24 protein-coding genes and 1 riboswitch are annotated in these 26,498 nt (G+C 42.6%); of the genes, 8 read left to right on the forward strand and 16 right to left on the reverse strand.

What is annotated here, in order from left to right:
- Positions 1 to 564 precede the first annotated feature (564 nt).
- Positions 565 to 2,502, forward strand: a complete 1,938-nt coding sequence (locus tag QWT69_RS16770) for a GTP-binding protein (RefSeq protein WP_317967631.1) — start codon at positions 565 to 567, stop codon at positions 2,500 to 2,502.
- Positions 2,503 to 2,560: 58 nt separating this feature from the next.
- Here the strand turns inward: QWT69_RS16770 and QWT69_RS16775 are convergent, their stop codons facing one another.
- A complete protein-coding gene (locus QWT69_RS16775) occupies positions 2,561 to 3,169 on the reverse strand; it encodes a class I SAM-dependent methyltransferase (RefSeq protein WP_317967633.1) in 609 nt (202 codons plus the stop codon).
- A gap of 351 nt (positions 3,170 to 3,520) precedes the next feature.
- Here QWT69_RS16775 and QWT69_RS16780 point away from each other — a divergent pair, with 351 nt between their 5' ends.
- Positions 3,521 to 3,889, forward strand: a complete 369-nt coding sequence (locus QWT69_RS16780) for a VOC family protein (protein WP_317971156.1) — start codon at positions 3,521 to 3,523, stop codon at positions 3,887 to 3,889.
- Between the two features lie 24 nt (positions 3,890 to 3,913).
- Positions 3,914 to 4,147, forward strand: a complete 234-nt coding sequence (locus QWT69_RS16785) for a hypothetical protein (RefSeq protein ID WP_317967635.1) — start codon at positions 3,914 to 3,916, stop codon at positions 4,145 to 4,147.
- Between the two features lie 168 nt (positions 4,148 to 4,315).
- Here the strand turns inward: QWT69_RS16785 and QWT69_RS16790 are convergent, their stop codons facing one another.
- The 4 genes from QWT69_RS16790 to QWT69_RS16805 form a co-directional block, all read right to left on the reverse strand.
- Positions 4,316 to 4,744, reverse strand: a complete 429-nt coding sequence (locus tag QWT69_RS16790) for a HEAT repeat domain-containing protein (protein ID WP_317967637.1) — start codon at positions 4,742 to 4,744, stop codon at positions 4,316 to 4,318.
- Positions 4,745 to 5,140: 396 nt separating this feature from the next.
- Complete coding sequence (locus QWT69_RS16795) at positions 5,141 to 6,313, reverse strand: FAD-binding protein (protein ID WP_317967639.1); 1,173 nt, start codon at positions 6,311 to 6,313, stop codon at positions 5,141 to 5,143.
- Positions 6,310 to 6,810: an FAD-dependent oxidoreductase gene (locus QWT69_RS16800; RefSeq protein ID WP_317967641.1), complete on the reverse strand. Its 501-nt coding sequence runs from the start codon at positions 6,808 to 6,810 to the stop codon at positions 6,310 to 6,312. The genes QWT69_RS16795 and QWT69_RS16800 overlap by 4 nt, the downstream gene beginning before the upstream one ends.
- A 171-nt stretch (positions 6,811 to 6,981) precedes the next feature.
- Complete coding sequence (locus tag QWT69_RS16805) at positions 6,982 to 7,218, reverse strand: hypothetical protein (protein WP_317967643.1); 237 nt, start codon at positions 7,216 to 7,218, stop codon at positions 6,982 to 6,984.
- A gap of 68 nt (positions 7,219 to 7,286) precedes the next feature.
- Between QWT69_RS16805 and QWT69_RS16810 the strand changes: the two genes are divergently transcribed.
- Entirely contained in the window at positions 7,287 to 8,483 is a 1,197-nt protein-coding gene (locus QWT69_RS16810; protein ID WP_317967645.1) for a hypothetical protein, read from the forward strand.
- Between the two features lie 137 nt (positions 8,484 to 8,620).
- Here QWT69_RS16810 and QWT69_RS16815 read toward each other — a convergent pair whose 3' ends face one another.
- Together QWT69_RS16815 and QWT69_RS16820 are read right to left on the reverse strand one after the other, a co-directional pair.
- Positions 8,621 to 9,046 carry a hypothetical protein gene (locus QWT69_RS16815; protein ID WP_317967647.1) on the reverse strand — a complete coding sequence of 142 codons (426 nt, stop codon included), beginning with the start codon at positions 9,044 to 9,046 and terminating at the stop codon, positions 8,621 to 8,623.
- A 63-nt stretch (positions 9,047 to 9,109) separates the two neighbouring features.
- Entirely contained in the window at positions 9,110 to 12,238 is a 3,129-nt protein-coding gene (locus tag QWT69_RS16820; protein WP_317967649.1) for a DEAD/DEAH box helicase, read from the reverse strand.
- Positions 12,239 to 12,449: 211 nt separating this feature from the next.
- Between QWT69_RS16820 and QWT69_RS16825 the strand changes: the two genes are divergently transcribed.
- Entirely contained in the window at positions 12,450 to 13,196 is a 747-nt protein-coding gene (locus QWT69_RS16825) for a DUF2087 domain-containing protein (RefSeq protein ID WP_317967651.1), read from the forward strand.
- 16 nt (positions 13,197 to 13,212) lie between these two features.
- Positions 13,213 to 13,554, forward strand: coding sequence for a GIY-YIG nuclease family protein (locus QWT69_RS16830; RefSeq protein WP_317967653.1), 342 nt, complete (start codon positions 13,213 to 13,215; stop codon positions 13,552 to 13,554).
- A 41-nt stretch (positions 13,555 to 13,595) separates the two neighbouring features.
- Here QWT69_RS16830 and QWT69_RS16835 read toward each other — a convergent pair whose 3' ends face one another.
- The 6 genes from QWT69_RS16835 to QWT69_RS16860 all read right to left on the reverse strand — a co-directional run bounded on the left by QWT69_RS16835 (position 13,596) and on the right by QWT69_RS16860 (position 20,376).
- A complete protein-coding gene (locus QWT69_RS16835) occupies positions 13,596 to 15,230 on the reverse strand; it encodes a hypothetical protein (RefSeq protein WP_317967655.1) in 1,635 nt (544 codons plus the stop codon).
- The gene (locus tag QWT69_RS16840; RefSeq protein WP_317967658.1) at positions 15,223 to 16,020 is read right to left on the reverse strand and encodes an ABC transporter ATP-binding protein; all 798 of its coding nucleotides are present in this window, start codon (positions 16,018 to 16,020) and stop codon (positions 15,223 to 15,225) included. The genes QWT69_RS16835 and QWT69_RS16840 overlap by 8 nt, the downstream gene beginning before the upstream one ends.
- A gap of 61 nt (positions 16,021 to 16,081) precedes the next feature.
- Positions 16,082 to 16,261, reverse strand: coding sequence for a hypothetical protein (locus tag QWT69_RS16845; protein ID WP_317967660.1), 180 nt, complete (start codon positions 16,259 to 16,261; stop codon positions 16,082 to 16,084).
- A gap of 678 nt (positions 16,262 to 16,939) precedes the next feature.
- On the reverse strand, positions 16,940 to 17,785 hold the full coding sequence (locus QWT69_RS16850) for a class I SAM-dependent methyltransferase (protein ID WP_317967662.1): 846 nt from the start codon (positions 17,783 to 17,785) through the stop codon (positions 16,940 to 16,942).
- Positions 17,786 to 18,569: 784 nt separating this feature from the next.
- On the reverse strand, positions 18,570 to 18,746 hold the full coding sequence (locus QWT69_RS16855) for a hypothetical protein (protein WP_191693808.1): 177 nt from the start codon (positions 18,744 to 18,746) through the stop codon (positions 18,570 to 18,572).
- A 49-nt stretch (positions 18,747 to 18,795) separates the two neighbouring features.
- Positions 18,796 to 20,376, reverse strand: coding sequence for a sensor domain-containing diguanylate cyclase (locus QWT69_RS16860; RefSeq protein WP_317967669.1), 1,581 nt, complete (start codon positions 20,374 to 20,376; stop codon positions 18,796 to 18,798).
- 193 nt (positions 20,377 to 20,569) lie between these two features.
- Here QWT69_RS16860 and guaC point away from each other — a divergent pair, with 193 nt between their 5' ends.
- A complete protein-coding gene (gene guaC, locus QWT69_RS16865) occupies positions 20,570 to 21,553 on the forward strand; it encodes a GMP reductase (protein WP_317967671.1) in 984 nt (327 codons plus the stop codon).
- A 114-nt stretch (positions 21,554 to 21,667) separates the two neighbouring features.
- On the opposite strand, the gene QWT69_RS16870 is transcribed toward guaC, so the two are convergent.
- From QWT69_RS16870 to QWT69_RS16880, 3 genes are all read right to left on the reverse strand, one after another.
- On the reverse strand, positions 21,668 to 22,984 hold the full coding sequence (locus tag QWT69_RS16870) for an LLM class flavin-dependent oxidoreductase (protein ID WP_317967673.1): 1,317 nt from the start codon (positions 22,982 to 22,984) through the stop codon (positions 21,668 to 21,670).
- Positions 22,985 to 23,065: 81 nt separating this feature from the next.
- Positions 23,066 to 23,818, reverse strand: a complete 753-nt coding sequence (locus QWT69_RS16875; protein WP_317967675.1) for a 3-oxoacyl-ACP reductase — start codon at positions 23,816 to 23,818, stop codon at positions 23,066 to 23,068.
- A 133-nt stretch (positions 23,819 to 23,951) separates the two neighbouring features.
- Positions 23,952 to 24,053: riboswitch (TPP riboswitch) on the reverse strand.
- A 293-nt stretch (positions 24,054 to 24,346) separates the two neighbouring features.
- On the reverse strand, positions 24,347 to 24,661 hold the full coding sequence (locus QWT69_RS16880; RefSeq protein WP_317967677.1) for a hypothetical protein: 315 nt from the start codon (positions 24,659 to 24,661) through the stop codon (positions 24,347 to 24,349).
- A 164-nt stretch (positions 24,662 to 24,825) separates the two neighbouring features.
- Here QWT69_RS16880 and QWT69_RS16885 point away from each other — a divergent pair, with 164 nt between their 5' ends.
- Positions 24,826 to 26,490, forward strand: coding sequence for an ABC1 kinase family protein (locus QWT69_RS16885; RefSeq protein ID WP_317967679.1), 1,665 nt, complete (start codon positions 24,826 to 24,828; stop codon positions 26,488 to 26,490).
- Positions 26,491 to 26,498: the final 8 nt, after the last annotated feature.

A 26,498-nucleotide genomic window follows, 5' to 3' on the forward strand; every position in this document is an offset into this window, starting at 1 on the left:
TTCGATACGCGGACGCTACATTTCGATACGACGCTTCTATGTTGTGTTGCGCGCTCTACGTTTCGTTGCGGTGCAGTTACGTTTCGATACGCGGCGGCTACATTTCGATACGACCCTTCTACGTTGTGTTGCACACTCTACGTTTCGTTGCGACTCGAGTACGTTTCGATACGCGGACGCTACGTTTCGATACGGCGCTTCTATGTTGTGTTGCGCACTCTACGTTTCGTTGCGACTCGAGTACGTTTCGATACGCGGCGGCTACATTTCGATACGACGCTTCTATGTTGTGTTGCGCGCTCTACGTTTCGTTGCGACTCGAGTACGTTTCGATACGCGAGGGCTACATTTCGATACGACGCTTCTATGTTGTGCTGCGCACTCTACGTTTCGTTGCGACGCAGTTATGTTTCGATACGCGAGGGCTACATTTCGATACGACCCTTCTACGTTGTGTTGCGCGCTACTATCTTCCGTTCCACTTGAAATTATGCTATAGTTTCGCTTAAAACAGCTCGTGATTAAAGAATTACCCTTTTATTAATCAAGATATGGAGGTGCGTCATGCAGAAGACAATTGGAATCGCGGCCCACGTCGATGCGGGCAAGACGACGTTTTCAGAGCAACTGCTATTTCATACTGAAAGCATCCGCAAGCGGGGCCGTGTAGATCATCAAGATGCATTCCTCGACAGCCATGCAATTGAACGAAATCGTGGCATTACCGTATTTGCAGATCAAGCTAACTTCACATACGGCGGATCGCATTATACGCTTATCGACACGCCTGGCCACGTCGATTTTTCCCCAGAAATGGAACGAGCCATCCAAGTAATGGATTACGCAATCGTTATTATTAGCGCGGCCGACGGCGTTGAAGGACATACAGAAACAGTATGGCAATTACTGCGGAAGCACCACATACCAACCTTCCTCTTTTTGAATAAAACCGATCGAGAAGGAGTCGATATGGATGCTGTGCTTGAAGAAGTAAAGTCAGATTTGTCGAGCGAACTTCTCGATTTATCAACGTTGAACGGATACTGTATGACAGAAAAAACAATTGAATTCATTGCGGAACGCGACGATGATCTGCTGGAGCGATATATGGATACGGGTTATGACGAAGCGCTTTGGTTCGAGGCTTTAAAACGGATGATTCGAAGTGGTGATGTATTCCCTTATGGATTTGGCTCGGCACTGAAGGATATCGGTGTCATCGACTTCCTTGAAAACTTCGACCAGCTTACAGAAACGTCGTATTCCGATGACGGGAATTTCTCAGGGCGTGTCTATAAAATCCGCCATGATGAAAACGGGCATCGCATTACGTACGTGAAAGTGTTACAAGGCATCCTAAAAGTTCGGGATGAAGTGCATTATGGCGAATCGATTGAAAAAGTGACACAACTGCGTACTTATAATGGCATGAAATACATAACGGTGGACTCTGCGCACGCGGGGGAAATCATTGCAGTGACGGGATTAACAGAAGCAGCTGCGGGTGACGCGCTCGGTGTACTATCTGAAAAGTGGACGTATGATCTCGTGCCGACATTGAAATCGAAAGTGATTTTCGATACGACTAGCCATGTAAAAGAGGTCCTTCATAGCTTTAAATTGCTAGATGCCGAAGATCCTTCCTTGCACGTTATCTGGGATGAGCATGTACAGGAAATCCACGTAAGAGTCATGGGCGTTATTCAACTAGAAGTGCTGAAACAGCTCGTCATGGATCGTTTCGGATTCGATGTGTCGTTTGGCGACCCAAAAATTCTTTACAAAGAAACAATTCGTTCTTCCGTCAATGGCTATGGCCACTTCGAACCGCTGAAGCATTATGCGGAAGTACATTTAAAAATAGACCCCGCTCCCCGAGATAGCGGTATTTCATTCGAAAATAAATGCCATGCGAATGACTTGTCTGTCGGCAATCAAAACCTCGTTCGCAGCCATCTATTCGAACGCACGCATCACGGGTTATTGACAGGATCCGCATTGACCGATGTAAAATTCACATTGCTCACGGGTAGAAGCCATAATGAGTATACATCCGGTGGCGATTTCCGGGAAGCCACGTTCCGCGCAATGCGGCAAGGGCTTGAGAAAGCAGATAATCTATTGCTCGAACCCGTGTATGATTTCAAGATCAAGGTCGAAACAGATCATATTGGACGTGTTCTTTCTGATATCCAACAAGCGTCTGGAAGTTTTGACCCACCCGAAATGATTGGTGAAAAAACGGTTGTCACGGGTCGTGTACCGGTGGCGACATTCATGAATTACAGCACCATTTTCGCCTCATTCACAAATGGCAAAGGCGCGCTTTCGTTGCAGTTTGGCGGATATGAAGAATGCCACAATACAGCGGAAGTAATTGAAATGATTGGCTACAACAAAGATGCGGATCCAGAATACACATCAACGTCCATCTTCCTTGACAAAGGAAAAGGCTACACCGTTCCGTGGGATGAAGCTGAGGAAGCGATGCATTTATTGTGAGACCTAAAAAAGGAAGACACCCACGATGGTTGTCTTCCTTTTACATTAGAAACTTTACTTATCCACCGAATCGATAGACCAAAAACCGCTCATTTTCATCGTTTTCATACAGCGTGTCGGCTTGAACTTCTTTTACTAATCTAAAGGGCGTTTGACTGTCCATAAACTGCACATATTCATTCGTTGGGTAATAGAGAATGACATCGACAGGCCGCGCGTTACGCTCCACAGACAATAAAATATTGCCGATGACATTCATGAAAATTTGAATGGAAAACGGATTGAAGAAGTAGAAACGGTTTTCTGACGGCTCGATCTTATACGTCTCCGCAAGACAGCGATCGAAGCTGATTGCTCCGCCTTTACGTTTGTTTTTCCGTCTGTATTTCACAAGGTTTTCAATCGCATCCTGATAGAGCTGCCCATTCATCTCAATGCCGGTGACTGAAGCTTGAAAACGATGGTGTACGTAAAAAGACACCCGCGCTTTGCCGCAACCAAAATCGACAAACCCATCCAATCGCCCGATTTCATATTCCTCAAATAGAGCATCCAGTGCTTCATAAGGCGTAGCTTCATATCGATTATAATGAGGGGATTGGTTCAGTAGCTCCAATGTGCCCGCTGTTTGGATGTGTAACAAGTTGTCGTACTCTTTTTCATTCAACGGAATTCCTCCATTCGCTCATTGCCTCATTGTACGTGTCTTCCGTGTGAAATGACAAGCGCCAAAACACGTTCTCCATGAATGAACATGAAAACGTGCTAGGTCAAATCTGTATTTAGAACTTCTTCGCAGATAACGTATTCACGACTAGTTAGGATATGCTATCTACGATTTAATTTCTTATAAAATACTGCCCGGTTCAGACATCTCGTTTAACAATCTCCAGACTCAATTACTCTCAGCCTTTGGGTGTAGATAGGTTTTTTCATAGGAGGATGATATACTTTTGATTAATCTGAAAATAGTTCACGATAGGAAATATGAGTTTAAAAAGGGGAGAGGTATGTGGGGATGATTAGTAAAATCGGACAAGTCGCAGTGCCGGTAAAAGATCTTGAACGAGCGGTTACATTTTATAAAGAGCAACTGGGATTGCAACTATTATTCCAGACAGACAATATGGCGTTTTACGATTGTAATGGATTACGTCTACTACTCAGCTTGCCAGAAAAAGAGGATTTCGCACGCGCGAGTTCCGTTCTTTATTTTCACGTGGAACATATTCAAGCTACCTATAAGGATTTTATGGCCAAAGGAATCGTCTTTACAGATGAACCACATCTTGTCGCGAAGATGGGACAAACGGAGACATGGATGGCGTTCTTCGAAGATACAGAGGGCAATACGCATGCATTGATGAGTGAAGTGAATGTTGGTTAAAATTTGTTGTTGGGAGGTGTCGAAATGAGTAGATGTACAATTGATCATTCGTTGGAGGACGTGCTTTTGAAGTTGAATGAACAACAGGCTTTCATTCCTAAAGAGTTATACAACAGCGGTTTGCATTTTCTAGATGAAACACGGGATCAGGAGACACTGAACGAAGTGTTCCATTTGTTGAAAAAATATGATTTAGCTGAGGATGAAGAACGCGAGCGCAGGAATGTAGGAATGCGGGAGTTATTTCAGCAAACCTAATATGAAACAATAAGATCATTCTTCCAACATAAAAAGTTGCTTTGCTTTCGAAGTAAGTAACGAAGAACTCACCAGAACGATGAACCGTACCGAAAGATAAGAAAAAGCCATTCCCTCCACAAACGGAGAGAATGACTTTCCTTCATAAATAAATCGCAAAACTACTGCTTACAGTTTTGTCCAACGTTCCTCTAACCAGTTCATAAATTGCTCACCTTTGTCGCCTTCATACGCATCAAAGACATCCAAACGCATACGTTTTAGTTTATCCGCAAAGTCAGCCACTGTATGGTCCTTCGGTAAGCTCTTTTTCACCCGCAGGAAAATCTTGTCTGTTCCTTTGATAATATCAAAACGCGCAGGTGATGGCTTCTCTACGTCCTCGCCAAATGCCACAAGTGCTTCATAGGCTGCTAATTGAACCTTGTTGACAGTATCATGCTGCATGCGATTTTTTAATAAATCTATGATTTTGTCATGTTTATAAGCCGATAATATTTCGACCGCTTCTAAACGCTCTCGCCAGCTAGACGTATAATTGGCCTGTTTTTTTAATGAATCATACTGCTCAGGTAATGCTGTTTCAAACTGTTTCAAGTAAGTGCACCTCTTTTTTTAACTACAAGAAAAATATTTTCTTCTTCTGTTTCTTTTATTATACGTTGCCTGGGTTTAAATAGCGATGAATCGCTAGTAAGGATATATGAAAAAGGGAAACTAAGTACATTACGGAGAACTATATCATAAGTAAATGAAGTAACAAACCTTTTTTAACATGTTATCGAATTAGCACTTAGAACGGATAAGGCTGTAGGCAAACTCAAAATTCGAGTCTGTCTACAGCCTTAAGAATAATTAAGAATTACTAGCTCCTGCATCAAAATAAGATTTGTATTTTCTTCTTCTCCATAAATGCATAAAGTGTAAAAAGCATTTAAAATTGTATTCGTTCAAACGATTTTGTTACACAATGAATGTTATAAAAAAGGCTTTTTATTTTTTATCTTTACAGTGCATGGAAGCTACGTAACCAAAGGTCATACCTGGTCCTATTGTTGCTCCTGGACCAGGATAAGAATGCCCCATGATCGATGCTGAACAGTTACCAGCAGCGTAGACATTATCAAATACAGTTCCGTCTTCTTTGACTACCCTTGCAAATTCGTCCGTAACGACGCCGCCTTTAGTACCGATATCGCCTGGATATACTTTCATTGCATAATAAGGTGCTTCATTGATTTCGAGTAAATTTGGATTTGGTAAACTAGGATCACCATAATACGTGTCATGTGGCGTTTCTCCTCTATGGAAGTCCAAGTCTTTACCATCTCTTGCAAACCCATTAAATCTATCCATTGTTTCTACTAAATTTCCTTTTGAAATATTTAACTTTCCTTCTAATTCTTCGACTGTATTTCCTTTTAACACAACATCATTCTCATAGTATTCTTTAGGGAAATCTTGTCCTGGGAATAGTCCGGTAAATATATACCTTTTCTTAGCACGTGCATCTAGAATAATCCAAGAAGTAATTGCTTTCCCATCTGTTTTTTCATTGTGTTCATACATTTTATCGACAAATTCATGGTAAGGAGTGGGCTCATTAATATATCTTTTTCCGTCTTGGTCAACGATGATCATATTCGGAATCCCTCTATCAGCGACTAAAAAGAATGGTTTCCCTAAATGATTAATAACAGAAGGTGCACCCCAAACTCTATCCATTAAACCAAACCGTGCATTCAGTTTTGCAAACGGTTCAATGATGTCCCCAGTTTGACCTTCTGGTGAGCTTGTCCAACTTGCATCTTGTGGGCTCGGAAGATATTTTTCTCTCTTCTCTTGATCTTTAGAAAATCCACCTGAACCAAAAATGATGCCTTTATTGATTTTGATCGTTACTTGTTGACCATTTTTATTTACTATTAAACCGGTTACTTTGTCGTTTTCGTAGGTAAAATCAACAAAGGGTGATTCGAGCCAAATTTCACCGTTTAAATCTTTGTATGTTAAAGCCATACGAGCCATTAAAGACCTTCCCAAAGATGCATAATCTTTTCTTAATAATTTATGTTTGATTAACCGCCAACCTAGTGGAATAGAAGCTCTTTTCCCGGCCCAAGTTCTAGTAATCATGTTAACTTTAACAAAATCTTGCCCTGTCATAACGAAGCCTTTTGTATCCATTGCAGGAGGAAGAAGTTTAGTTTGCTCTTCCAATCTTGTAAAGTATTTAAGTCAACCACTTTAGGTTCGATTGACCTACCCGTCCCTTTCCCGCCTGGTTGTGTTGGGTAATAGTCAGAGTAATTTTTTGCATAGGAGAACCTCATGTGTGGTCCTAAGTTATGCATATACTCCAACATTTCGACACCCTTATGTAGATAAGTTTCTTTAATTTTATCACTTACTAAATCGCCAACAGTTGCATCTAAATATAACTTTGACTCCTCAAAACTATCAGCAGCGCCAGCCTCAACTAAATATCTATTATTTGAAATCCATATTCCACCACCCGATAAAGCGGAAGCTCCTCCAAAATACTTTTCTTTTTCAATTAATAACGTATGTAATCCTTCTTTTTTTGCTGTAATTGCAGCAGAGAAACCTGATGCGCCAGAGCCAACAACTACAACATCATATTCATAATCCCATGCCATCATAAAATCCCCCTTTGGTTATGTTTTTAATACCCTCTAAATCTTCAAAATCACCAAACTGTAAAATAGATTCGAAATTTGTTATAGCATTAAATGTTTAGACAACTAAACATTACAGTATTTTCATAATTTTTACAATGGATGATTGAATTTAAAGCGTATAGTATTGGTGATTTATATACCCGTATGGTTCTGTATGCGCGTTAAGTTGGCTAAATACGAACATGCTAATGACTTTTCACCTTTTCCATCTAACAGACGACCCGAGAGCGGTCTCGATAGAAGCTCGACAATCGCATATAAAAGGAAGAAGAAACTAGCCTTTTTCACAAAATCCACTTCAATTGCGTAAAACGATAGGAATGAAAGTACGGCTAAATAGTAAATCCCAGCAAGCAATTTTTTATTCAAATAAAGGAAAGTCTCGTTCCAACGCAGAAATACATACTACAGAGATGAATGTTAATGGAGGCTTATTCATGGATCCCAGAATTGAAGAAATAACCGAAGTAATGTCTACCGTCGATTTCACGACGTACTGGACGGGTTTTAAGCCGGTCGCTTACGCTTTGTATGACGATGAGAATGTGTATCTTTTTCAACACCCGAATTACCCGACAGCAAATGGAGGCTATGCGATTGTGCCTTGGACAGAGCAGTTCATGGCAGATACGTTGATATTATTTGAAGATATGCCTACTGCGATTGTCAAAATTGAACGCTATGAAAAGCTTGAAGACCTTTATTCTATCCTTATTCACGAGTTGTTTCATGGCTATCAATACGTAAAAGGTGAAAAGCGATTTCCTGACGAAACTATGGGTGTTACCTATCCCCTTTCACCTGAAAACGTTGAACTTCGGGATGCAGAGAGAGCAAGTCTTTACGCGGCAGTGATAACAACCGAACCGAAGGAACAGATGGAGCATGTAAGACGATTCATTGCCCAACGTGAAAAAAGGTCATTGCTCATCGGGGATTTCATGACGTATGAAAATCGGATTGAAACGATAGAAGGACCTGCATGGTATGTGGAATTACAAGCATCGGCCGACAAATCGGCGTTGCCCTATGATGCAATTGTCTTCAAATACGGTGAATATTTGCTTGACCGAAAAGATGCTGCTCTTCATATACGGAAAAGTTGTTATAGTGCTGGATTGTTTATGTGTTTGCTATTGGATAAGTTGTCTCCTCATTGGCAAAATCGCTTCATGGAATCCGAGCTGACACTGTTTCCTTTTTTCCGGGAGTGTATCAGCATGGAACCCATCACATTGGCTGAACACGTAATCAGTGATGAAACGCATCAAATTCTTGCGTATGTACGAGCTCAGAAAGACTTGGTTATTGAAACAGTTGTAAATTCACCTGGCTATCCTGTGACAATAAAAGGTACGATGAAAGCTAAACGCATTGATCCGATGAATATGATTGCAAGCGAACAAACTGTATTGCATAACAACTTTGTTGCCCTAACGATGAATGGACAGGAGTATCTATTCCAGCAGCCCGTTATCGCTCATTATGAAGAGAATATTCGCTCTATCCCTTCAATTCGAGTAGTTTTGCCGCATAAACCGATTGTCCAGAGTGGCAAGTTGATAATTGAAGGTGTCGGTAAGATGGAGGGCACATTTGATGAAGAGAATTCTACTTTTCATTTGAAGGAATAGGCTTACCGCTAATGCTATAGTGCTGACTTGTTGATATAAATTTATATTCAATCGAAAAAAACCCGTTGCAGTCTTCTCTGACTGTAGCGGGTTTACAATTAGTGTGACACAACCTAGCAAGTAAGCTCCATCCTCATTCACTTAAACAATTCCTTATACGCAATCGCCTTCAACGCGAGCATCTCTTCTTCTGTCAGTTTGCTCTCTATTTTTGCAAAGAGTGCTACCTGTTCTTCTGAAGACATACCTTGCCGCACTTGGATTTGGATTTCATTCAGTTCACTTAGGTCGAATTTCTTCAGCAAGACGCGGGTCGCTTGTTCTTTCGTCTGAAAAGGAAGTTTTGTCGTGTCTGCTTGCTTCCCTTCTTCCAGGAACGCCTTCAACTCGGGATTCCTTTCGACTTCCTGCCTCACATTGTCGAGTTCGCCACTTGCATCGAGCTCCGCCGCCACTTTGCCCATCACTTCGTCTGCAATGAATCCCGTGCCGAAATGATAGACGGCATAGCCGAGACCGACAACAATGACCGCTACAGCAATCAATACTTTCAATGCCTTCAAACGTTTCACCCCTATTCTCTACAGCTTCTGCCATTCCACAACCGCTTATTCAATAAGACCCCATTAGATCCGCAATAGTTCCCTAATATCCTCTTCCGTCAGCGCACTCATTGCTGAATCATCCGCATCGATTACTTCACCGATCAGATTCCTTTTTCTTTCTTGTAACTCATTCATCTTATCCTCAATTGTTCCACGTGCAACAAGTTTGATCACTTGAACGACATGCTTTTGACCAATCCGGTGCGCTCGATCTGCTGCTTGTTCTTCGACTGCTGGATTCCACCACAAATCATATAAAATGACCGTATCGGCCCCCGTCAAGTTCAAGCCCGTTCCGCCCGCTTTCAATGAAATCAAGAACAGATCCCGCTCCCCCGCGTTGAACCGATCGCAAAATTCCAATCGTTCCTGCGCCGGTGTCTCGCCATCCAAATAGAAAAACGGCGTACCTTGCATCGCCAGCTCATTGCCGATGATTGATAGCATCTTCGTGAATTGCGAGAAGATCAGCACTCTTCTACCCGATCGCTTCGCTTCTTCGATAAGTTGCTTTAACTGTTCAAATTTCGCCGAACTGCCTTCATAGCCATCGACGAACAATGAAGGGTGGCAACAGATTTGACGCAACCGCGTCAACCCGGCCAAGATTCGAATTTTATTTTTTCGAAGCGTATCCTTATCGAGATGCCGCAACGTATCATGACGCAACTTCGCAAGGTAAGCCGCATACAACTCTTTCTGTTCCGGCAACAATTCCGTCGACTCGATCATTTCAATTTTTGCCGGCAACTCACCGAGGACATCTTCTTTCATCCGCCGCAATAAAAACGGACGGATGCGACGCGCAATCGTCTTCCGTGACAGTTCACTATATTCCCGCAACCCCATAAACAACTCCGGGAACACGACGTGAAAAATTGCCCATAACTCCTCAAGCGAATTCTCGACTGGCGTGCCCGTCAGCGCAAATCGATGATCGGCCTCAATCCTTTTCACAGCCCGTGCTGTTTGCGTATATGGGTTTTTGAATGCCTGCGCTTCATCAAAAAACACGACGTGAAATTGCTGTTTCTCAAACCATTGAATATCCTGCCGTATTAACGGATATGACGTGATGAGCACATCCTTTTCCGCCTCATCGTTCTGTAATTTGGCCCGCTCTTTCCGGTTGCCATCCATGACGACAGCTGTAATGTCAGGGGCGAATTTCGCAAACTCACTAAGCCAGTTATACGTGACAGAAGACGGACAGACAATTAAAACCGGATGCTTCCTTTCGCGGATGATCGATAGCTCAGACATAATGAACGCTATACTTTGTAACGTTTTCCCAAGCCCCATATCATCCGCAAGCACACCGCCAAGCCCATGATGTGCAAGTGTCTTCATCCATTTAAACCCTTCTTTTTGATAATCGCGTAACGTTGAGTCCAATTTTTGCGGCACTTCTATATCCAGACTTGCTGGGTTACGGAGACGCTCAAAGAATCGGCTCGCCGATTCTTCCATGGAAAATAGCTCATCGTCCCCTTCCGCGTTCAAAATCCGGATACCTTGTACCATCGGAACGTTTAAACCGTTTTCCAACTGATCAAGATCACCGGGTACTTCATCCAAAAAGCGCTGAATCTCTTCAAACTCCTTTGTTTCCAGTGACAACAGTGCGCCATCACGTAAGCGGTAATACTTCCGTTTCTCTTCTAATGCTTCAAGAATGCCACGGATTTGCTTATCCGGTATGCCATCCATCGTGAATTTGAATTCGAGCCAATTTGTCCGTTCCTCGTGTTTCTTCACACGAATTCTTGGACGTGCACTTCCTTTGAACACCCGGTTGCGGATAGCTGTTGTTGCATAAACACGGGTAAGTTTTTGTAATTTCGGCAAGATGCGATGCAGGAATTCGTATTCCAATTCTTCGTTATGCAAAATATAGCCTTCGTCTGTATGGGCAAAAGAGCTATCCTTCATTAACTGTAAAATCGTACGTTCTTTCTCCAAATCACGGACAAGCATGGAGCCGACAGGCAATTCCTGTTCGGTTAATGGATTGATGATTAGGTGATCGTATTGGAAATCGAGACTTGCGAGTAGGCGGTTATTCACTCGATCGACGTACAGATTCGCTTGTAGGGGGGACTTCACTAGTTTTTCTGTCACTGTTTCGTCCAATTGTACGTCACCGATTTTACGCAACCCCGGTACGACTTTCTCAAGGAAGAAACCGATTTGCTCGTTTGCGATCGGTATACTGTTCGTACCTGATGCAGCTACCATCTGCTGGACATCAGCGAGCCGTTTGCAGTTTTCTTCATCCATCGTGTACATGAGACTTTGGCATATGGCGAGTTGATACGGCTGCAACACGAGTACATCATGCAACCCGGAAATCTTTAAGTAATGCCCTTTGTCTTCCTTTTTTTCAAAACTAAACTTAACAGGAAGCTTGCCTATTCCAAGCTGGATGCCCATTACACAAGATGCGTCTTTTAGCAACGGAAAAATAGCTTTCCATGAAGAAGGCTGGATACTATACGTTCCCTGATCAGTCGGGCGGCCTTGCGTCAGATGATCGCTATTCATCCGGATGAGCAGTTGAATAATGATGTCCGCTTCCTGCGTAAAGCAATGGAATTGCGGATTATATAGAAGGGTCGGTGTTATTTGTGCTTTGCGTCCTTTTTGCACAACATTCAATAATTGCTGGATGTCTTCAATATCATTGCCGTCCAGTTTCATGTCGATGCCTAGCAGACTTTTCCCTTTTCCTGCACGCACGGGTTTCACTATGAACGACAAATCCAACACTTCCCGGTCTTCAAAGTGAAGTTGGTGACCACTAGATCGTGGTTGTTCATTGAAGAGGGAAAGCAGTTCTTCAGACAATGCCTGACCATCTGGCTGTTGTTTCGATCGTTCGATAATCGCGAGTAAAACAGCTGCGATATGCTGGCATTTCGTTGGGTAAAACGGCAGTGCTGGACAACTGCATGTCGTTTGCAGTTCTTTCTCGTTCTCATATGTTACCGTTACATGGAAAGGTTCGGTACCTGCTACGACTGCTTCGCAATAGGTCTCTTCGTATTGGTCAATCGTCACTTTACGCGACCGGTTGAATGCCTCGCCCCGCTTTAACGAAACCGTCCCGCATAAATCCATGACTTGTTTACGTGTAATGGCCGTCAGCATATTAACTCCCCCTTCCCTGTTTGTATCTTTCATTATACCGAATAAGCGTTCTTTTCCCAACCAACTTTGAAAAGGAGGTGATAATTCCTTTATTCCATCTATGCCTATTCAAAAGTTATCTATTGACAATAACCAAACATATTATTAGTATGTTTATTGATTAACAAACGTAATTATTAATCGTTTATATAAACGGATTGGAAGTGTAAATATGGAATTGCCTGACCTGTTTTGGAATGCAACTCTGGAGGAGCTGAAAGAAGGTTTCATCCAAACAGACCATTCTTATCGTTGTTTGCTCTGTGGGGAGTCGATTGAAAAAGGATTAGTCTACCAAAAAGACAACGTATTTTATGAGGCAGAGCGTTATATGCGCGTCCACATTGAAAGTGTGCATGAATCGGTGTTCCAGCATCTGATACGATTGGATAGAAAACTGACAGGATTGACGGAACATCAGCGTAAGCTTCTTGAGCTTTTCTACGAAGGTAGGACGGATCGTGAAGTACAAGATGCGTTGGATATTGGAAGTGCCTCTACCATTCGGCATCACCGTTTTGCATTGAAAGAAAAAGAACGACAAGCAAAAACATTTTTGGCGATGATGGAATTGTTAAAGGAGAAGGACGAAAATGCACCTTCTTTCATTTCAGTTCCTCCTACCGCAAAACTGGTGGACAAGCGGTATGATTTAACAAAATCAGAGTATGACGAGTCGATTTTGAAGTATTTCAAAGATGGGCGACTGACGAAGTTCCCACTTAAGGAAAAGCAACGGATGATTGTCATTCGGGAGATTGCAAAGTCCATTGAGGATGATAAAACATATGACGAAAAAGGATTGAATGCACTACTTGGTTCCTTTTATGAAGATTATGTGCTGATACGCAGATATCTGATTGAGTATGGTTTGTTAGATCGAAAAACGGATGGTAGTGCATATTGGTTGAAAAAATGAAAGCAGGTGAATGAACGTGGATCGGAAAAAAGAGCTGAAAAAGCAATTTATGGACATCGCGATTGAAGGTGGCGTTTACCAAATACGAAACTTGGAAAATGGAAAGGTTTTTGTTAAAACAACGAAAAACTTTAAAACATTGAATGGACAAACATTCATGTTGGCGAATGGCAGCCATACGAATAAAGCATTGCAAGCAGACTGGAATGCATTCGGAAAGGACGCTTTTGAAATCGAAATCCTTCAGACGCTTAAAAAGAAAGAAACTGGTTATTTTGATGAAAAACGTGAACTTGAAAAGCTTGAGGAAAAGTGGTTGAACGACTTACAACCTTTTGGAGAACGTGGGTATAATTAAATATAAAAATCCCGCTGCACGCATTGTGAGCGGGATTTTTATTACTGTATCGCTTGATCTTTCATTGCAAATACCTTCCTCCATCCAATTAGAAGAGTGACAAGGAGAATAGCGATATATCCATAAATGCCACCTGTAATCGCATTGGCAATTAAATGTGCGACAACGAATAAACCCGTCAGCAGACTTAATAAGAATAGCTTCATGGAGCCATCACTTTGCACCGTCTCAAAGGAGTTCATGAACGGGAATGGCTCGGCATTGATAAACTTATACGTAAGCAACGTTTGCACACTGGCTCCTAACAGCACCGCTAGTAGATGTGGCGCAATACGGAATCCGAATATCCAGATGAAGATGATGGATAATAATAGGAACACGGGAATGTATAGCTTTGCTAGAAAAGCTTTTAATGTGCCGCTGTATGCTGCATTCGGATTCTGGAGCGGAGCCGCTTTAAAAATCCAGCTTCCTTTGTAATTCGCAGAAAACCGCAGCATATGGATAATCGTGGGTATCATAATACTGCCAAAGTAGATAAACAGGAACGTATTTCCTTTTGAAATATCCGCAAGTGAGCGCGTCTGCAATTCCGTAAAAATGAAAATGAACGGAAAAATGATAGCAAAACCGAAAGAGGGATACACTTTCAGTTTGAACTGCCTCTCTTGTTTCATCATCAAAGCAGTAAAACGAAAGAATACTTTCTCTTCTTTACTTCTGCAAATCAGCTTCATCCAAAGTTCATCCAGCATATGCGGTTTTCTATTCTTATTCTTTGATTCACCCATCAATTTATCCAGATTCCGTTCGAAGGATGTCGTCAATTTACTATAGATGAAGATTGCGATAAGTGGAATCAGTATCGCCAACAGTGTAAATAGAATTGTAAAAGTTGAATAGTTTTGATTCAAGATTAGCTCAAACGGTGCTGCAAACCACATCGGTGGCAATAAGACATGCCACCAGTTAAAAGTATATGTAATGTCGAGGTCAACAAATGAAAATGACCGGATTACAATTTGGTACCCAACAATGACACCGACAGACAATAGTATCTGCACATAATTGATAATGTCTTTAAGTTTTTCACCGTCGAAGAATTTCAATACGAAGAAATAAAGCAGTGATGTGAATACGACGATGAAGAGCAATGCAAACACTAATCCGATGATGAAAATCAGTGTAAAAACGATGCCTTTTTTGAACAGGCTGACGAGGAGCGGCAACGCAATGAATGCCCCTGTGATGAAGAACATGTACAGCATAATATGAATCAATTTTGCTGCAGCAATCGTTCTGCCATCAATCGGCTTCGTCTGCAACACCGTTTTGTCACGCACATCGAGCAGGACGGATGAGAAATCCGAAACCATTGTCGTTGTCAGCACAAACATCATGATTCCGAAGACGATACTCATCTGGAACATATACTGATCGCCGATAAAGAGGAACGGGATGATCATGAGACCGTATATGCCGTAAATCCATAGCGACTTCAGGAATTGATTGCCGTCTTTTTGCTTCCGCATATCATTGAAGATTGTCGGTACCCGTCTTCCATCCATCGTCAGTTTCATCCGCAAAATTGTTTCCATCGTCCCGTAGTCAATGCCCATTTTCGTGAAAACCCCTCTGAATCTGGCCAGTATGGCAAGCGTGCGGAATTCACCCATCGGCATTGCCGCCTTCCACAATCGAAATGATCCGTTCGGAACGGCTCACATGATCGGTGAACCCTGTCAGCTGATTGAAAATACCCGATAGCGATCCTTCTTCACTCAACTCCTGCAATTCCTCGAAGCTGCCGTCCGCAACGACAGCCCCATTCACGATCAACACAATGCGGTTACTGATTTTCTCGACAATATCCATAATATGAGAGGAATAAAAGATCGTTTTCCCCTGGGCTGCCAGTTGTGCGAGCATTTCACGGATGATCATCATACTGTTGGCATCCAGTCCACTTAACGGTTCATCAAAGAACAAGAGATCCGGATTATGCAACAGACTCGAAATGATGAGCACTTTCTGTTTCATTCCTTTAGAGAATGATGAAATTCTTGAATGGAGCACTTCTCCAAGCTCGAACTCTTCCATAAGCTTCTGTGCCTTTTCCTCTGCATACTTGCGGTCGAGGCCATATAACTCTCCTGTAAATACCAAGTACTCCATAGCCGTCAGCGTATCATACAGCTCCGCCTGTTCGGGCACGTAGCCGATCCGTCGTTTATAGGAAGTGTCACCTGACGCAATATCTGTTCCAAAGATTTCAACTTGCCCCACATAATCTTGTATGAGGCCAAGCATAATTTTAACAGTCGTACTCTTCCCCGCCCCGTTCGGTCCGATATACCCAATAATCTGGCCACGTTCCACTTCAAGATTGATGCCGTTCAGCACGCGTTTCACACCATAGGTCATCGTTACGTTTTTGAGACGAAGCACTTTTTCAGTCGATTCCATTCCAACACCCCCGCATGTTGTTGCTAGTTTGAGTCTACCATTAAGTGAGTTGTTGATGCATTCATTGTATTGAATTCATAAGTGATTTAGAGAACATTCTAAGTGTGAATGTCGCGATGGCTAGAAAAAGAGCTGGGATGAGAGCGTAGGTAAAGGTGATGGAGATAATTAGTACATACACAGTCGCAACGAGCAGCAGCCAACTGATAATGAGGGTCAAGCTTGATAGGAATTCTTTCATTTTAGGGAACCTCCTTTATGGGATGGGATTTGGTGCAGCACAACGTAAAGCGGGTGTATCGAAACGTAGAGGCGGCGTAACACAATGTAAACGCGCCGTATCGAAACGTAAATGCCCCGTATCGAAACGTAAGCCGCTCGCAACGAAATGTAGGCGGCGCAACACAACGTAGACGCCGCGTATCGAAACGTAACTGCCCCGTATCGAAACGTAAGCCGCTCGCAACGAAACGTAGGCGGCGCAACACAACATAGACGCCGCGTATCGAAACGTAAGCCGCTCGCAACGAAACGTAGGCGGCGCAACACAACGTAGACGCCGCGTATCGAAACGTAAGTGCTCCGTATCGAAACATAAACCGCTCGCAACGAAATGTAGTCGTCGTAACACAACGTAGACGCCGCGTATCGAAACGTAAATGCCCCGTATCGAAACGTAAGCCGCTCGCAACGAAATGTAGGCGGCGCAACACAACGTAGACGCCGCGTATCGAAACGTAACTGCCCCGTATCGAAACGTAAGCCGCTCGCAACGAAACGTAGGCGGCGCAACACAACATAGACGCCGCGTATCGAAACGTAAGCCGCTCGCAACGAAACGTAGGCGGCGCCTGATCACAGCTCGTATTCATTTCTGGATCCAGATGCAGATAGTTGAACGAGAAATTTACGTATCACTTTATTCAGCTACAAATGCAAACACTGACAATGGTTCAACCGCTTCCTTCTCATTAGCCGCCTTCAACAATTCCACTTCAGAATGAAGCAAGGACTTTACCTTATCGGAAATCTGTTTCAAACGATCGATTTCACCTTCGTATTCTGCCAGCGTCATCTCAACTTCCCATCTTCCATCTTGTAGTTCCGGAGAATGTATGACTCGATCTACCGTAACAGTCCAACCGGATTTTCGCGTTATCTGCAGAATATCGGCAGGAGTGAATAAAGTCCGCACATTGGCAAGGCTGCTTTCCTTGAAGCATTCATAATGCGATTGGATAAGGACAGCCAATAAATGCGGTTGCTGCTCAATTCTCTGAATTCGTGTATCCCATTCCGCGAAACATAATCGTTTCCCCCATTTTCGCGCCTTTGTCAAAATATCGGAAAGCTCATCCGCTGATCGTAAATAAAAGGCGCAGTGTGAAAAGACTATATGGTCAAATGACATCGGCGGAAAATCGACTTCTTCAGCCAGAACATCCACATTAAAATCAATTTTCACTTGGCTTCCTATTTGGGATTTCAATAAATGATTGCGTGCTTCTCCAAGCGTAATCGGTGCACCGTAGTCTGCAGGTGCAATGTCGATGCCATGTACAAATCCTTTCTCTCCCACTGTATATGCTAATGCAGCCGTCGTATCCCCCTGGCCACACCCAATTTCGAGGACACGTGCCCCCTCTTTAATAGCCCAGAAATCCACAAGCTTCATTCGATGTTCCGTTTGGACGCGCTGGATTTCATTATCGCCATCCACAGTCGCCATACAACCAACGATGGTTTCAATAGGTGCTAGATTCATAATACATCTCCCGACTCACTTTTTTGTCTATTTTATCAGTAAAATAGCTGGGCATCTAGTTGATATTTCATAATGTTCCTTCTTCATTTATCTGACTGGAAATTAACTCCCGAGTAATTGGTGCAGAAATTCTCCTCAACTTTTCATTTTTCACAGAGCAATCAAAATGGACGCATCACAACGTAAACGCGACGTATCGAAACATAAACCGCTCGCAACGAAACGTAGACAACGCAACACAACGTAAACGCATCGTATCGAAACGTAGCTGCCCCGTATCGAAACGTAAGCCGCTCGCAACGAAACGTAGGCGGCGCAACACAACGTAAACACCTTGTATCGAAACGTAACTGCGCCGTATCGAAACATAAACCGTTCGCAACGAAACGTAGACAACGCAACACTACGTAAACACCTCGTATCGAAACGTAGCTGCCCCGTATCGAAACATAAACCGCCCGTAACGAAACGTAGACGACGCAACACAATAAAAACCGTCGTATCGAAACGTAGCTGCCCCGTATCGAAACATAAACCGCCCGCAACGAAACGTAGACAACGCAACACAACGTAAACGCATCGTATCGAAACGTAGCTGCCCCGTATCGAAACATAAACCGCTCGCAACGAAACGTAGGCGGCGTAACACAACGTAAACGCGGCGTATCGAAACGTAGCTGCCCCGTATCGAAACATAAGCCGCTCGCAACGAAACGTAGACGTCGCAACACAACGTAAACCCCAAAAATAAAAACCCCTCCATATATGAAGGGGTTCATCCTATTCACAGCTCCTGATAATCTTTCATGAAGCGGCCGCTTTCCTTCACTTCGGCGTGGTATAACGCTTTAAGTGCGAAGCTTTTCTCGAGTTCGTGTTCTTTCATAACTTGCTTGAGCCGCTCTTTCAATTCTGGTGTACTTTTGACGAGTTGCTCCATTTTTGATTTTGAGTATTGCATGATGTCTTCCTCCTTGGGCCTGTTTTGCTCAGTTTAGCATAGTTGCCGTTTAAACTGTTGCATCGTGAGTCGGTGTGTGTGTGCTGACAACAGTCCGGTTGCGTCCAGTCCGCTTGGCTTCATAAAGAGCTGTATCTGCGGTTTCTAAAATCTCTTTAGGGTGTCTTCCATGATCCGGGAATAGTGCAATACCGAGGGACACTGTAACAATTTCGCCGCATGGGCTTATGGTTGTCTCCAGTTTCTTGCGCAGCCTTTCAGCGACATCGTAAGCTGTTTTTTCATCGGCTTTTGGCAACAGTATGACGAATTCCTCTCCACCTAAACGACAGCAATGATCTTGCTCCCTCGTCATTTTCTGCATCTTGTCAGCCAGATACTTTAACACATCATCCCCCACACCATGGCCGTATGTGTCATTCACTCGCTTGAACTTATCGATATCAAGCATAATGAGAGCATAAGGCTTGTCCTGATCCGTCCATTTCTTCAACAACTCATCCATCGATCTACGATTCCATAACTTTGTCAGGGGATCTGTCGTTGACTGATGGATATAGAAGTTCACACGGTCCTGGAAGAAATTCATGCTGAAGTTCAAGGCTCGCTTTAACTGAATCGCTTCGTAATACCACGTTCGCACTTGCGAAATCTCCTCTTCTTGATTACTTTGCGTACTCGTCTCAGCGTAATGCGCGAGTTTTTGTAAAGGATTTGCAATCTGATTGGAGATATAAATAATAATTAGAATAGAGACAAGCAGGAATGGCAATGCTTTACGAATCATTTCTTGCATCATATCCTTGGCAGGTACGAGTGTTGCATTTGTCGAGCGTTGCGTGACGACTCCCCAGTCTGCGCCATTCACATGGGCATAACCCGCCAACATGTCGACACCTTTTGAATTAACGAGTTGCATTGCACCGCTCTTCCCTTTCACCAGTTCCTGGATAACAGGGTTCTCCCGGGCAAAATCATTGATGCGGTCTTTGTCCTGATGATAAATGATACGTCCTGTAGAATCGACGACGTATACATACGAGCCATTTTCATAAAAGTGTTCGCCTAGCACATCTTGGAGAATATTCTCCTCCTTTAGATATATGGAACCTCCGACTAAGCCGATGAACTTATTATCTTCATCAAACACAGGTTGCGAAATGAAAATGATCAATCGGTCAGTTAGACTTATGTATGGATCTGAGATAAACGCTTTACGTTCTTTCAGTGCTTGGATACCACCTTCAGAATTTAAGATTTTGCCTTGAAGTTCGAGCGTCTTCGGTGAAGTGGCCAAAATCTCCCCATCTTTAGCAACAATCAAAACTGAATTGAATGTATCCGACTGTGCCGTTAATCTTTCCGCTTCTATTGTAAGACTGTCGATATCTCTTTCAATCATAGTTTGAGCAAGATTGTCTGCACTTACTTCAAGTGTCTGCAGCGTCATCTTCAAAAATGAATCTGTTGTACTGGACAACTTTTGTGCATACGTCCGGTTTGTTTCCAACGTCATATCAATCAACGATTTTTTCTGCACATTATAGCCTGATGAAATGCTGCTTACTAATGTAAGTACTAAAGCAAGCATAGCGACTGCCAAAATCAAATATTTTAAAGATAGCTTCATGTTCGGATTGTATCCCCTTCAAACCAAAATTTTACATCCTTCCTATTATATCATTTTAATTTTCTTTTGACTGATTTTTTGTTATTTTTCATCCTGAAAATAGTTGACTCATGCCAAAATATAATGTAAATTACTGAAGTACGAACATTTAACAAAAAACGGCGATTAACATTCGCTTTTAGGAGTGCTTTCTATGGATACAGTATTTGATTATGAAGACATTCAACTAATTCCCGCAAAATGTATAGTAAATAGTCGCTCAGAATGCGACACTTCCATCATACTCGGCAAACATAAATTCGAATTACCGGTTGTCCCTGCGAATATGCAGACAATCATCGACGAAAAAACCGCTGTTCAACTGGCTGAAAATGGATACTTTTATATCATGCACCGTTTTGCCCCCGAGAAGCGTATGGATTTCATAAAGGATATGCAAGGACGCGGGTTGATCGCTTCCATTAGTGTCGGCGTGAAAGATGATGAATACGTATTCGTTGAGCAGTTGGCTGCAGATCAGTTGACTCCGGACTATATTACAATTGATATTGCGCACGGTCACTCCAACGCCGTCATCAATATGATCCAACATATTAAAAAGCATCTTCCAGAATCATTTGTCATTGCAGGTAATGTAGGGACACCAGAAGCTGTGCGCGAGCTTGAAAACGCAGGTGCCGATGCAACGAAAGTCGGGATTGGACCTGGAAAAGTTTGTATAACGAAAATCAAGACCGGCTTTGGAACGGGTGGATGGCAGCTTGCCGCAGTTCGTTGGTGTGCAAGAGCTGCAACAAAGCCTATTATTGCGGATGGCGGGATTCGCACACATGGTGATATCGCGAAATCTGTTCGTTTTGGTGCTTCCATGGTCATGATTGGCTCATTATTTGCAGGTCACGAAGAATCTCCTGGACAAACCATCGAAAAAGATGGGATCATTTACAAAGAATACTTCGGCTCTGCTTCTGAGTTTCAAAAAGGCGAGAAGAAAAATGTCGAGGGTAAGAAATTGTATGTAGAATATAAAGGCAAACTGCAAGATACTTTGACAGAGATGCAACAAGATCTTCAATCGTCGATTTCTTACGCTGGTGGCACAACATTAGAGGCGATTCGGAAGGTCGACTATGTTGTTGTGAAAAACTCCATCTTCAATGGCGATAAAGTGTTTTAAGTGGGTCACGAATTCTTTAAGGTCTTCACGTTCGCCCTAGACGAATACAACCGCTAACAAGTTGTCCTAACTACGGCAAACCCTTCACTGTATGAAAAAGTGAAGGGTTTGCTTTTATTGCGTGATGTCCAATCCTAAATGTTCACGGAATGTATGACCAACATATTCCATCCTGAAAATACCTCTTTTTTGCATTTCCGGAACGATAAGTTCTACGAAGTCTTCCAAACTGCCAGGTAATGTCGGAGGCATCAGATTAAACCCGTCCGCAACACCTGCTTCGAACCAGACTTCCATCTGATCCACAATCTCCCCGGGTGTACCTATTAATGTGTGATGTCCTCCGCCTGCATTAAGATAGCCCAATAATTCCCTCACTGTCGGTTGCGTATCATGAACGATTTCCAGTATCGTTTCATATCGACCTACCGGGCCCGTAAAATCTTCCACTGGCTGTAAGGGCGGTACTTTCTCATCAAGTTGCCAATTAGAGCAATCTTGTCGAATAAAATAACCTAACTGTTTTAAAGCCGTTTCAATCGGCAATTTCTCATCTAATGCTGCTTTTTTAGCTAAAGCTTCTTCATGAGTATGTCCGACATAGGTTACTAAGCCTGGAAACACTTTAATATGTCTGTCGCTGTCCTCACTTTGTTTCATTTGTTCATCCAGTTTTTCACGAAACTTTTTTGCTTGTTTTAAATTCCATGATACCGAATAGACTGCATCAGCATATTTTGCGGCTAATGCGATGCCGTGTTTGGATGCTCCTGCTTGCATGGCGACCGGTTTGCCTTGAGGGCTTTTTGGCGAAGTCGAGGGACCCGCCACGTTGAAATACGTACCTTTGTGATTAACTGGTTGTATATTGGCAGGGTTAATCAGCTCTCTATTCGCCCGGTCATGCAGAAACTCACTACTATCCCATGACAAAAACAGCTTATCCATTACCGTCGCAAATTCGGCTGCCTTCTCATAACGCTCGGCATGAGGGGGCAACGCTTCCATACTGTGATTTGTTGCCTCAAAATCAGTCATCGACGTAACAAGATTCCAACCGACACGTCCTTTTGTAATGTGATCTAAACTTAGTAGTTGCCGGGAAGCTGTGAAAGGATTAGAAAAAGTGCTGGATATTGTTGAAACTAATCCTACATGTTTCGTCACTTGGGAAATAGCCGTTAAATTGACGATTGGATCAAACCAAAAAGCTGGCATTATACTAACGTCATTTGCCGGGAATGATTGGTTATCTGCGAAGAATACGGCATCGAAATACCCTTTCTCCGCCAACTGTGCTAACGACTGATAGTACGATATCTCACCAATCTGTTCGATACTTGAATCAGGCATTAACCACGCAGCTTGATGATGTCCACATCCATAGAGCAAAACGCCTAAGTGTAGTTGATTCCCATTGTTCTTTGTCATTGATTGCACCTCAGAATTTATCATTTGCAGCTTTGTTGTATATTCCGTTTTCCAAAAAAAAATCGAATGGATTTTAATCAATTAGTTCATTGTCAAACCGCCATCTATCGTAAAGTTCTGTCCTGTAATTCCATCCGCTTGTTCTGATGATAAATATGCGACCATATTGGCTACGTCTTGAGGGGTCGTCACCTTCTTCAATGGTGTGGATTGTGCAATCAGGTCGAATACTTCCGGTGTCGTAACAGCACTTGCGTCGGTCATTTTCAATAATCCGCCTGAAACTACATTCGCTGTAATGCCGTACTGTCCTAATTCCGCAGCGATATTGCGTGTGAAACCAATCAATCCCGCTTTAGCTGTTGTATATTCATGGTAAGGGACAACCGGATTCTGATATAAATTAGTGCCTATACTAATAATCGTTCCTTTTTTCCGTTCAATAAATTGCGGAGTGACGCTTTGGGCTATATTAAATGCCGCTCTCAAGGTGCCATCCAATTGTTTTTGATAGTCTTCCCAAATGAGTTCTGTGAATGGTTTCTGTTTGACCGGATCAAATTTGAAATCGACTAATGCATTATTGACGACGACATCTATTTGACCGAAATGTCCCGTTGCCTGCTTTATCATTTCATCCACTTCTGCACGGTTCGTTACATCTGCCTGAATTGCAATAACCTTCTCTTCTCCAATTTCAGAAACGAGCTTCTCTGCAGCATCTTTGCTTTTATAATAATTAATAACCACCTGAAAACCTTGTTGTGCCAGCGTTTTAACAATCGATGCACCTAACCCTCTGCTGCCACCTGTTACTAGTACTGTTCTGCTCATCATGACCACTCCTCTATATACTATTTATGAAACTCAAAAAATAAATAAAAAAATACGCAACCCTCCGATAGGAAAGTCGCGTAAAAACAGAAAATTACATAGTAATAATTGGACAAATTTACTCTGTAAGTATGTATTGAAGTTTACACTTTCCTACGCTAGTTTTACCTAGATCAGGTTCAAAGGGTTCGAGTAAATACTCATCTCAGTTATAAAAACACCCCTAGTGACTATATGAAGTTATACTCAATGTATAGGCTTTAGATATTTATGTCAAGGCAATAGAGTAAGTTATCGGATTTTTGTGAGATGTGGTATCGAAGTCTTATCTAGAATACTTATTTCTATTTGTGAGGATAATGCTCAGGATCCTGTCATTAACAACTGAATTCCAGTAAATAGAAAAACTCCATACATGGTCAGGCGAAAACCAGCTTGATGTACTTTTGACAAGTCATGGTAAATAACAAAAAAAGAAATGGACGCGTCGTTAGCCCATTCTTTTATGCTCCACGGCAATTTTCTGCTCTAACGAACTTCAACTTCCACTTTCATATCCAGACCGCTCATTTCATAAAAAGTAGTAAGTCTTCTTTCCATTGCTTTCCCGCATTCTTCTGCAAGCCCGTCAGGTATTGATTGCTGCCAGATTAAATCTATGCCGCAGAAACAATCTTCTACAGGGTTCAATGCAGCACCATCCCCGCCTTCACCTTTACTGCCTACAATTAATGCGCTTGTCATAGCAGCAAAGTTCATCGTAGCCATGTTCAAAATCTTTTGATGTGTATCATCGAGCGTTCCACTGTTGTCATAAGCTTTTACTACAATACGATTCTTCAATTGATCATCTCCATTTGGTCATCTCTTTGAAGTATACAGTATTTTCATCCACTTCGAAATAGACTTGTTATTTAATGCAAAAAAACTTCACCAGCTAGTTCTTTATCAAACGGGGTATAAGATAAGAAACTGTTTTTGTCACATCTGCAGGAGGGGAAATTATTTTGTATAAGATCAATTTGCGTCATACACAACGTTTTCAAGGAATCGTCAATGCATTCCTCAAACACGGTTTCGGTCACATCTTGTTCAGGCTCGGACTCACAAGCCAGACAACGCCTAAGCTCGAAGGCAATGATATGAATATGCAGGATATCGGGATGAGGCTCCGCAAAACATTGCAGGATTTAGGTCCGGCTTTTATTAAACTAGGACAGGTTGCCAGTTCCAGAAGGGATCTAATTCCCGAACAGATTAGTTTGGAGCTTGCTAAACTGCAAGATCATGTGACACCTATTCCGTATGATACTGTGCGGGATATCGTAGAATCGGAACTGGAAAGCACCCTTGAAGACCTCTTTGCCTATTTCAATAAGGAGCCACTTGCTGCTGCTTCAATCGGTCAAGTGCATGTTGCCGAACTGCATACCGGGGAAAAAGTGGCAATCAAAGTCCAGCGGCCAGGTATACGGTCGACAATTGAGAAAGATTTGGCCATACTGCGTGACCTTGCAGATTATTTGGAAGGTAATGCGGAGTGGGCGAAAAGTTACCGACTTATCGATATGATTGACGAATTCGCAAGATCTCTTAAAGATGAACTTGACTACCGCATCGAGGCGCGCAATTGTGAACGAATCGCTAAACAGTTCGAAGAAGACATAACCATCCATATCCCTGCTATCTTTCCAGGTCTATCCACAAGTAAAGTCTTGACGATGGAGATGATCGATGGCATTAAAGTAAATGATTTGATGCAATTGGATACAAAAGGTTATGACAGAAAAGTCCTTGCTGCCCGAATTGCTAATTCCCTATTGCACCAGATGTTTGTAGCTGGATTCTTCCACGGTGATCCTCATCCGGGTAATATTTATATTCTTCCCGGCAATGTCGTTTCCTATTTGGATTTCGGCATGGTTGGCAGGTTATCAGAAGATATGAAATACCATTTTGCTTCCTTAGTGATCCATTTGAGAAGTGGAGATACAAAGGCGTTGCTCAAAACATTTTCAGCGATGGAAATCCTGTCTGAAGATACGGATTTGCGTTTATTCAAAAGGGATATTGAAGATCTTCAGAACAGATACTATGACATTGCATTGACAGAAGTGAGTCTTGGCGAAGTTTTCCTTGAATTGTTTCAAGTCGCTTATCGCCATCATATACAAGTGCCAACGGAAATCTCGATGCTCGGTAAGGCCATTCTTACATCGGAAGGTTTGCTGACTGAACTAGATCCTGATATTAGCATTATGAAATACGTTGAACCGTTCGGGAAACAATTGCTCGCGGAACGTTTTGCCCCGAAACGGTTGCTGGAAAAGTCTTGGGACGGAATGATTGAGAACCTTGAGATCATTTCCCAACTTCCTAAAGACTTGAAATCGATTGCAACTACGATCAAAAAAGGGAAATTACAATTAGACATAAATGTTCAGCAAGTACAGATATTCCTCAATCGGCTTGACCGAATTAGCAACCGTCTTTCATTGAGTATTATCCTTCTGTCTTTTAGTATTCTAATGGTCGGCCTTATCGTAGGGGCTTCCATTGCAGGTCAAACAAATATGCTGTGGAATTTCCCTGTTCTAGAGATAGGCTCAATCGTAGCGACACTTATGTTTTTATATTTGATTTTTAGTATTTTCAGGTCTGGAAGGATGTAATAATCAAG

The organism is Sporosarcina oncorhynchi (genome assembly GCF_033304615.1).
GTDB classification, from domain to species: domain Bacteria; phylum Bacillota; class Bacilli; order Bacillales_A; family Planococcaceae; genus Sporosarcina; species Sporosarcina oncorhynchi.

Coding starts and splice junctions, on each gene's coding strand:
- QWT69_RS16795 (WP_317967639.1), bottom strand. CDS start 6,313: ATGACAGGGCAAGATTTTGTTAAAGTTAACATGATTACTAGAACTTGG.
- QWT69_RS16770 (WP_317967631.1), top strand. CDS start 565: ATGCAGAAGACAATTGGAATCGCGGCCCACGTCGATGCGGGCAAGACG.
- QWT69_RS16855 (WP_191693808.1), bottom strand. CDS start 18,746: ATGCAATACTCAAAATCAAAAATGGAGCAACTCGTCAAAAGTACACCA.
- QWT69_RS16825 (WP_317967651.1), top strand. CDS start 12,450: ATGGAATTGCCTGACCTGTTTTGGAATGCAACTCTGGAGGAGCTGAAA.
- QWT69_RS16780 (WP_317971156.1), top strand. CDS start 3,521: ATGATTAGTAAAATCGGACAAGTCGCAGTGCCGGTAAAAGATCTTGAA.
- QWT69_RS16870 (WP_317967673.1), bottom strand. CDS start 22,984: ATGACAAAGAACAATGGGAATCAACTACACTTAGGCGTTTTGCTCTAT.
- QWT69_RS16800 (WP_317967641.1), bottom strand. CDS start 6,810: ATGATGGCATGGGATTATGAATATGATGTTGTAGTTGTTGGCTCTGGC.
- QWT69_RS16835 (WP_317967655.1), bottom strand. CDS start 15,230: ATGGGTGAATTCCGCACGCTTGCCATACTGGCCAGATTCAGAGGGGTT.
- QWT69_RS16860 (WP_317967669.1), bottom strand. CDS start 20,376: ATGAAGCTATCTTTAAAATATTTGATTTTGGCAGTCGCTATGCTTGCT.
- QWT69_RS16840 (WP_317967658.1), bottom strand. CDS start 16,020: ATGGAATCGACTGAAAAAGTGCTTCGTCTCAAAAACGTAACGATGACC.
- QWT69_RS16850 (WP_317967662.1), bottom strand. CDS start 17,785: ATGAATCTAGCACCTATTGAAACCATCGTTGGTTGTATGGCGACTGTG.
- QWT69_RS16810 (WP_317967645.1), top strand. CDS start 7,287: ATGGATCCCAGAATTGAAGAAATAACCGAAGTAATGTCTACCGTCGAT.
- QWT69_RS16845 (WP_317967660.1), bottom strand. CDS start 16,261: ATGAAAGAATTCCTATCAAGCTTGACCCTCATTATCAGTTGGCTGCTG.
- QWT69_RS16875 (WP_317967675.1), bottom strand. CDS start 23,818: ATGAGCAGAACAGTACTAGTAACAGGTGGCAGCAGAGGGTTAGGTGCA.
- guaC (WP_317967671.1), top strand. CDS start 20,570: ATGGATACAGTATTTGATTATGAAGACATTCAACTAATTCCCGCAAAA.
- QWT69_RS16820 (WP_317967649.1), bottom strand. CDS start 12,238: ATGCTGACGGCCATTACACGTAAACAAGTCATGGATTTATGCGGGACG.
- QWT69_RS16785 (WP_317967635.1), top strand. CDS start 3,914: ATGAGTAGATGTACAATTGATCATTCGTTGGAGGACGTGCTTTTGAAG.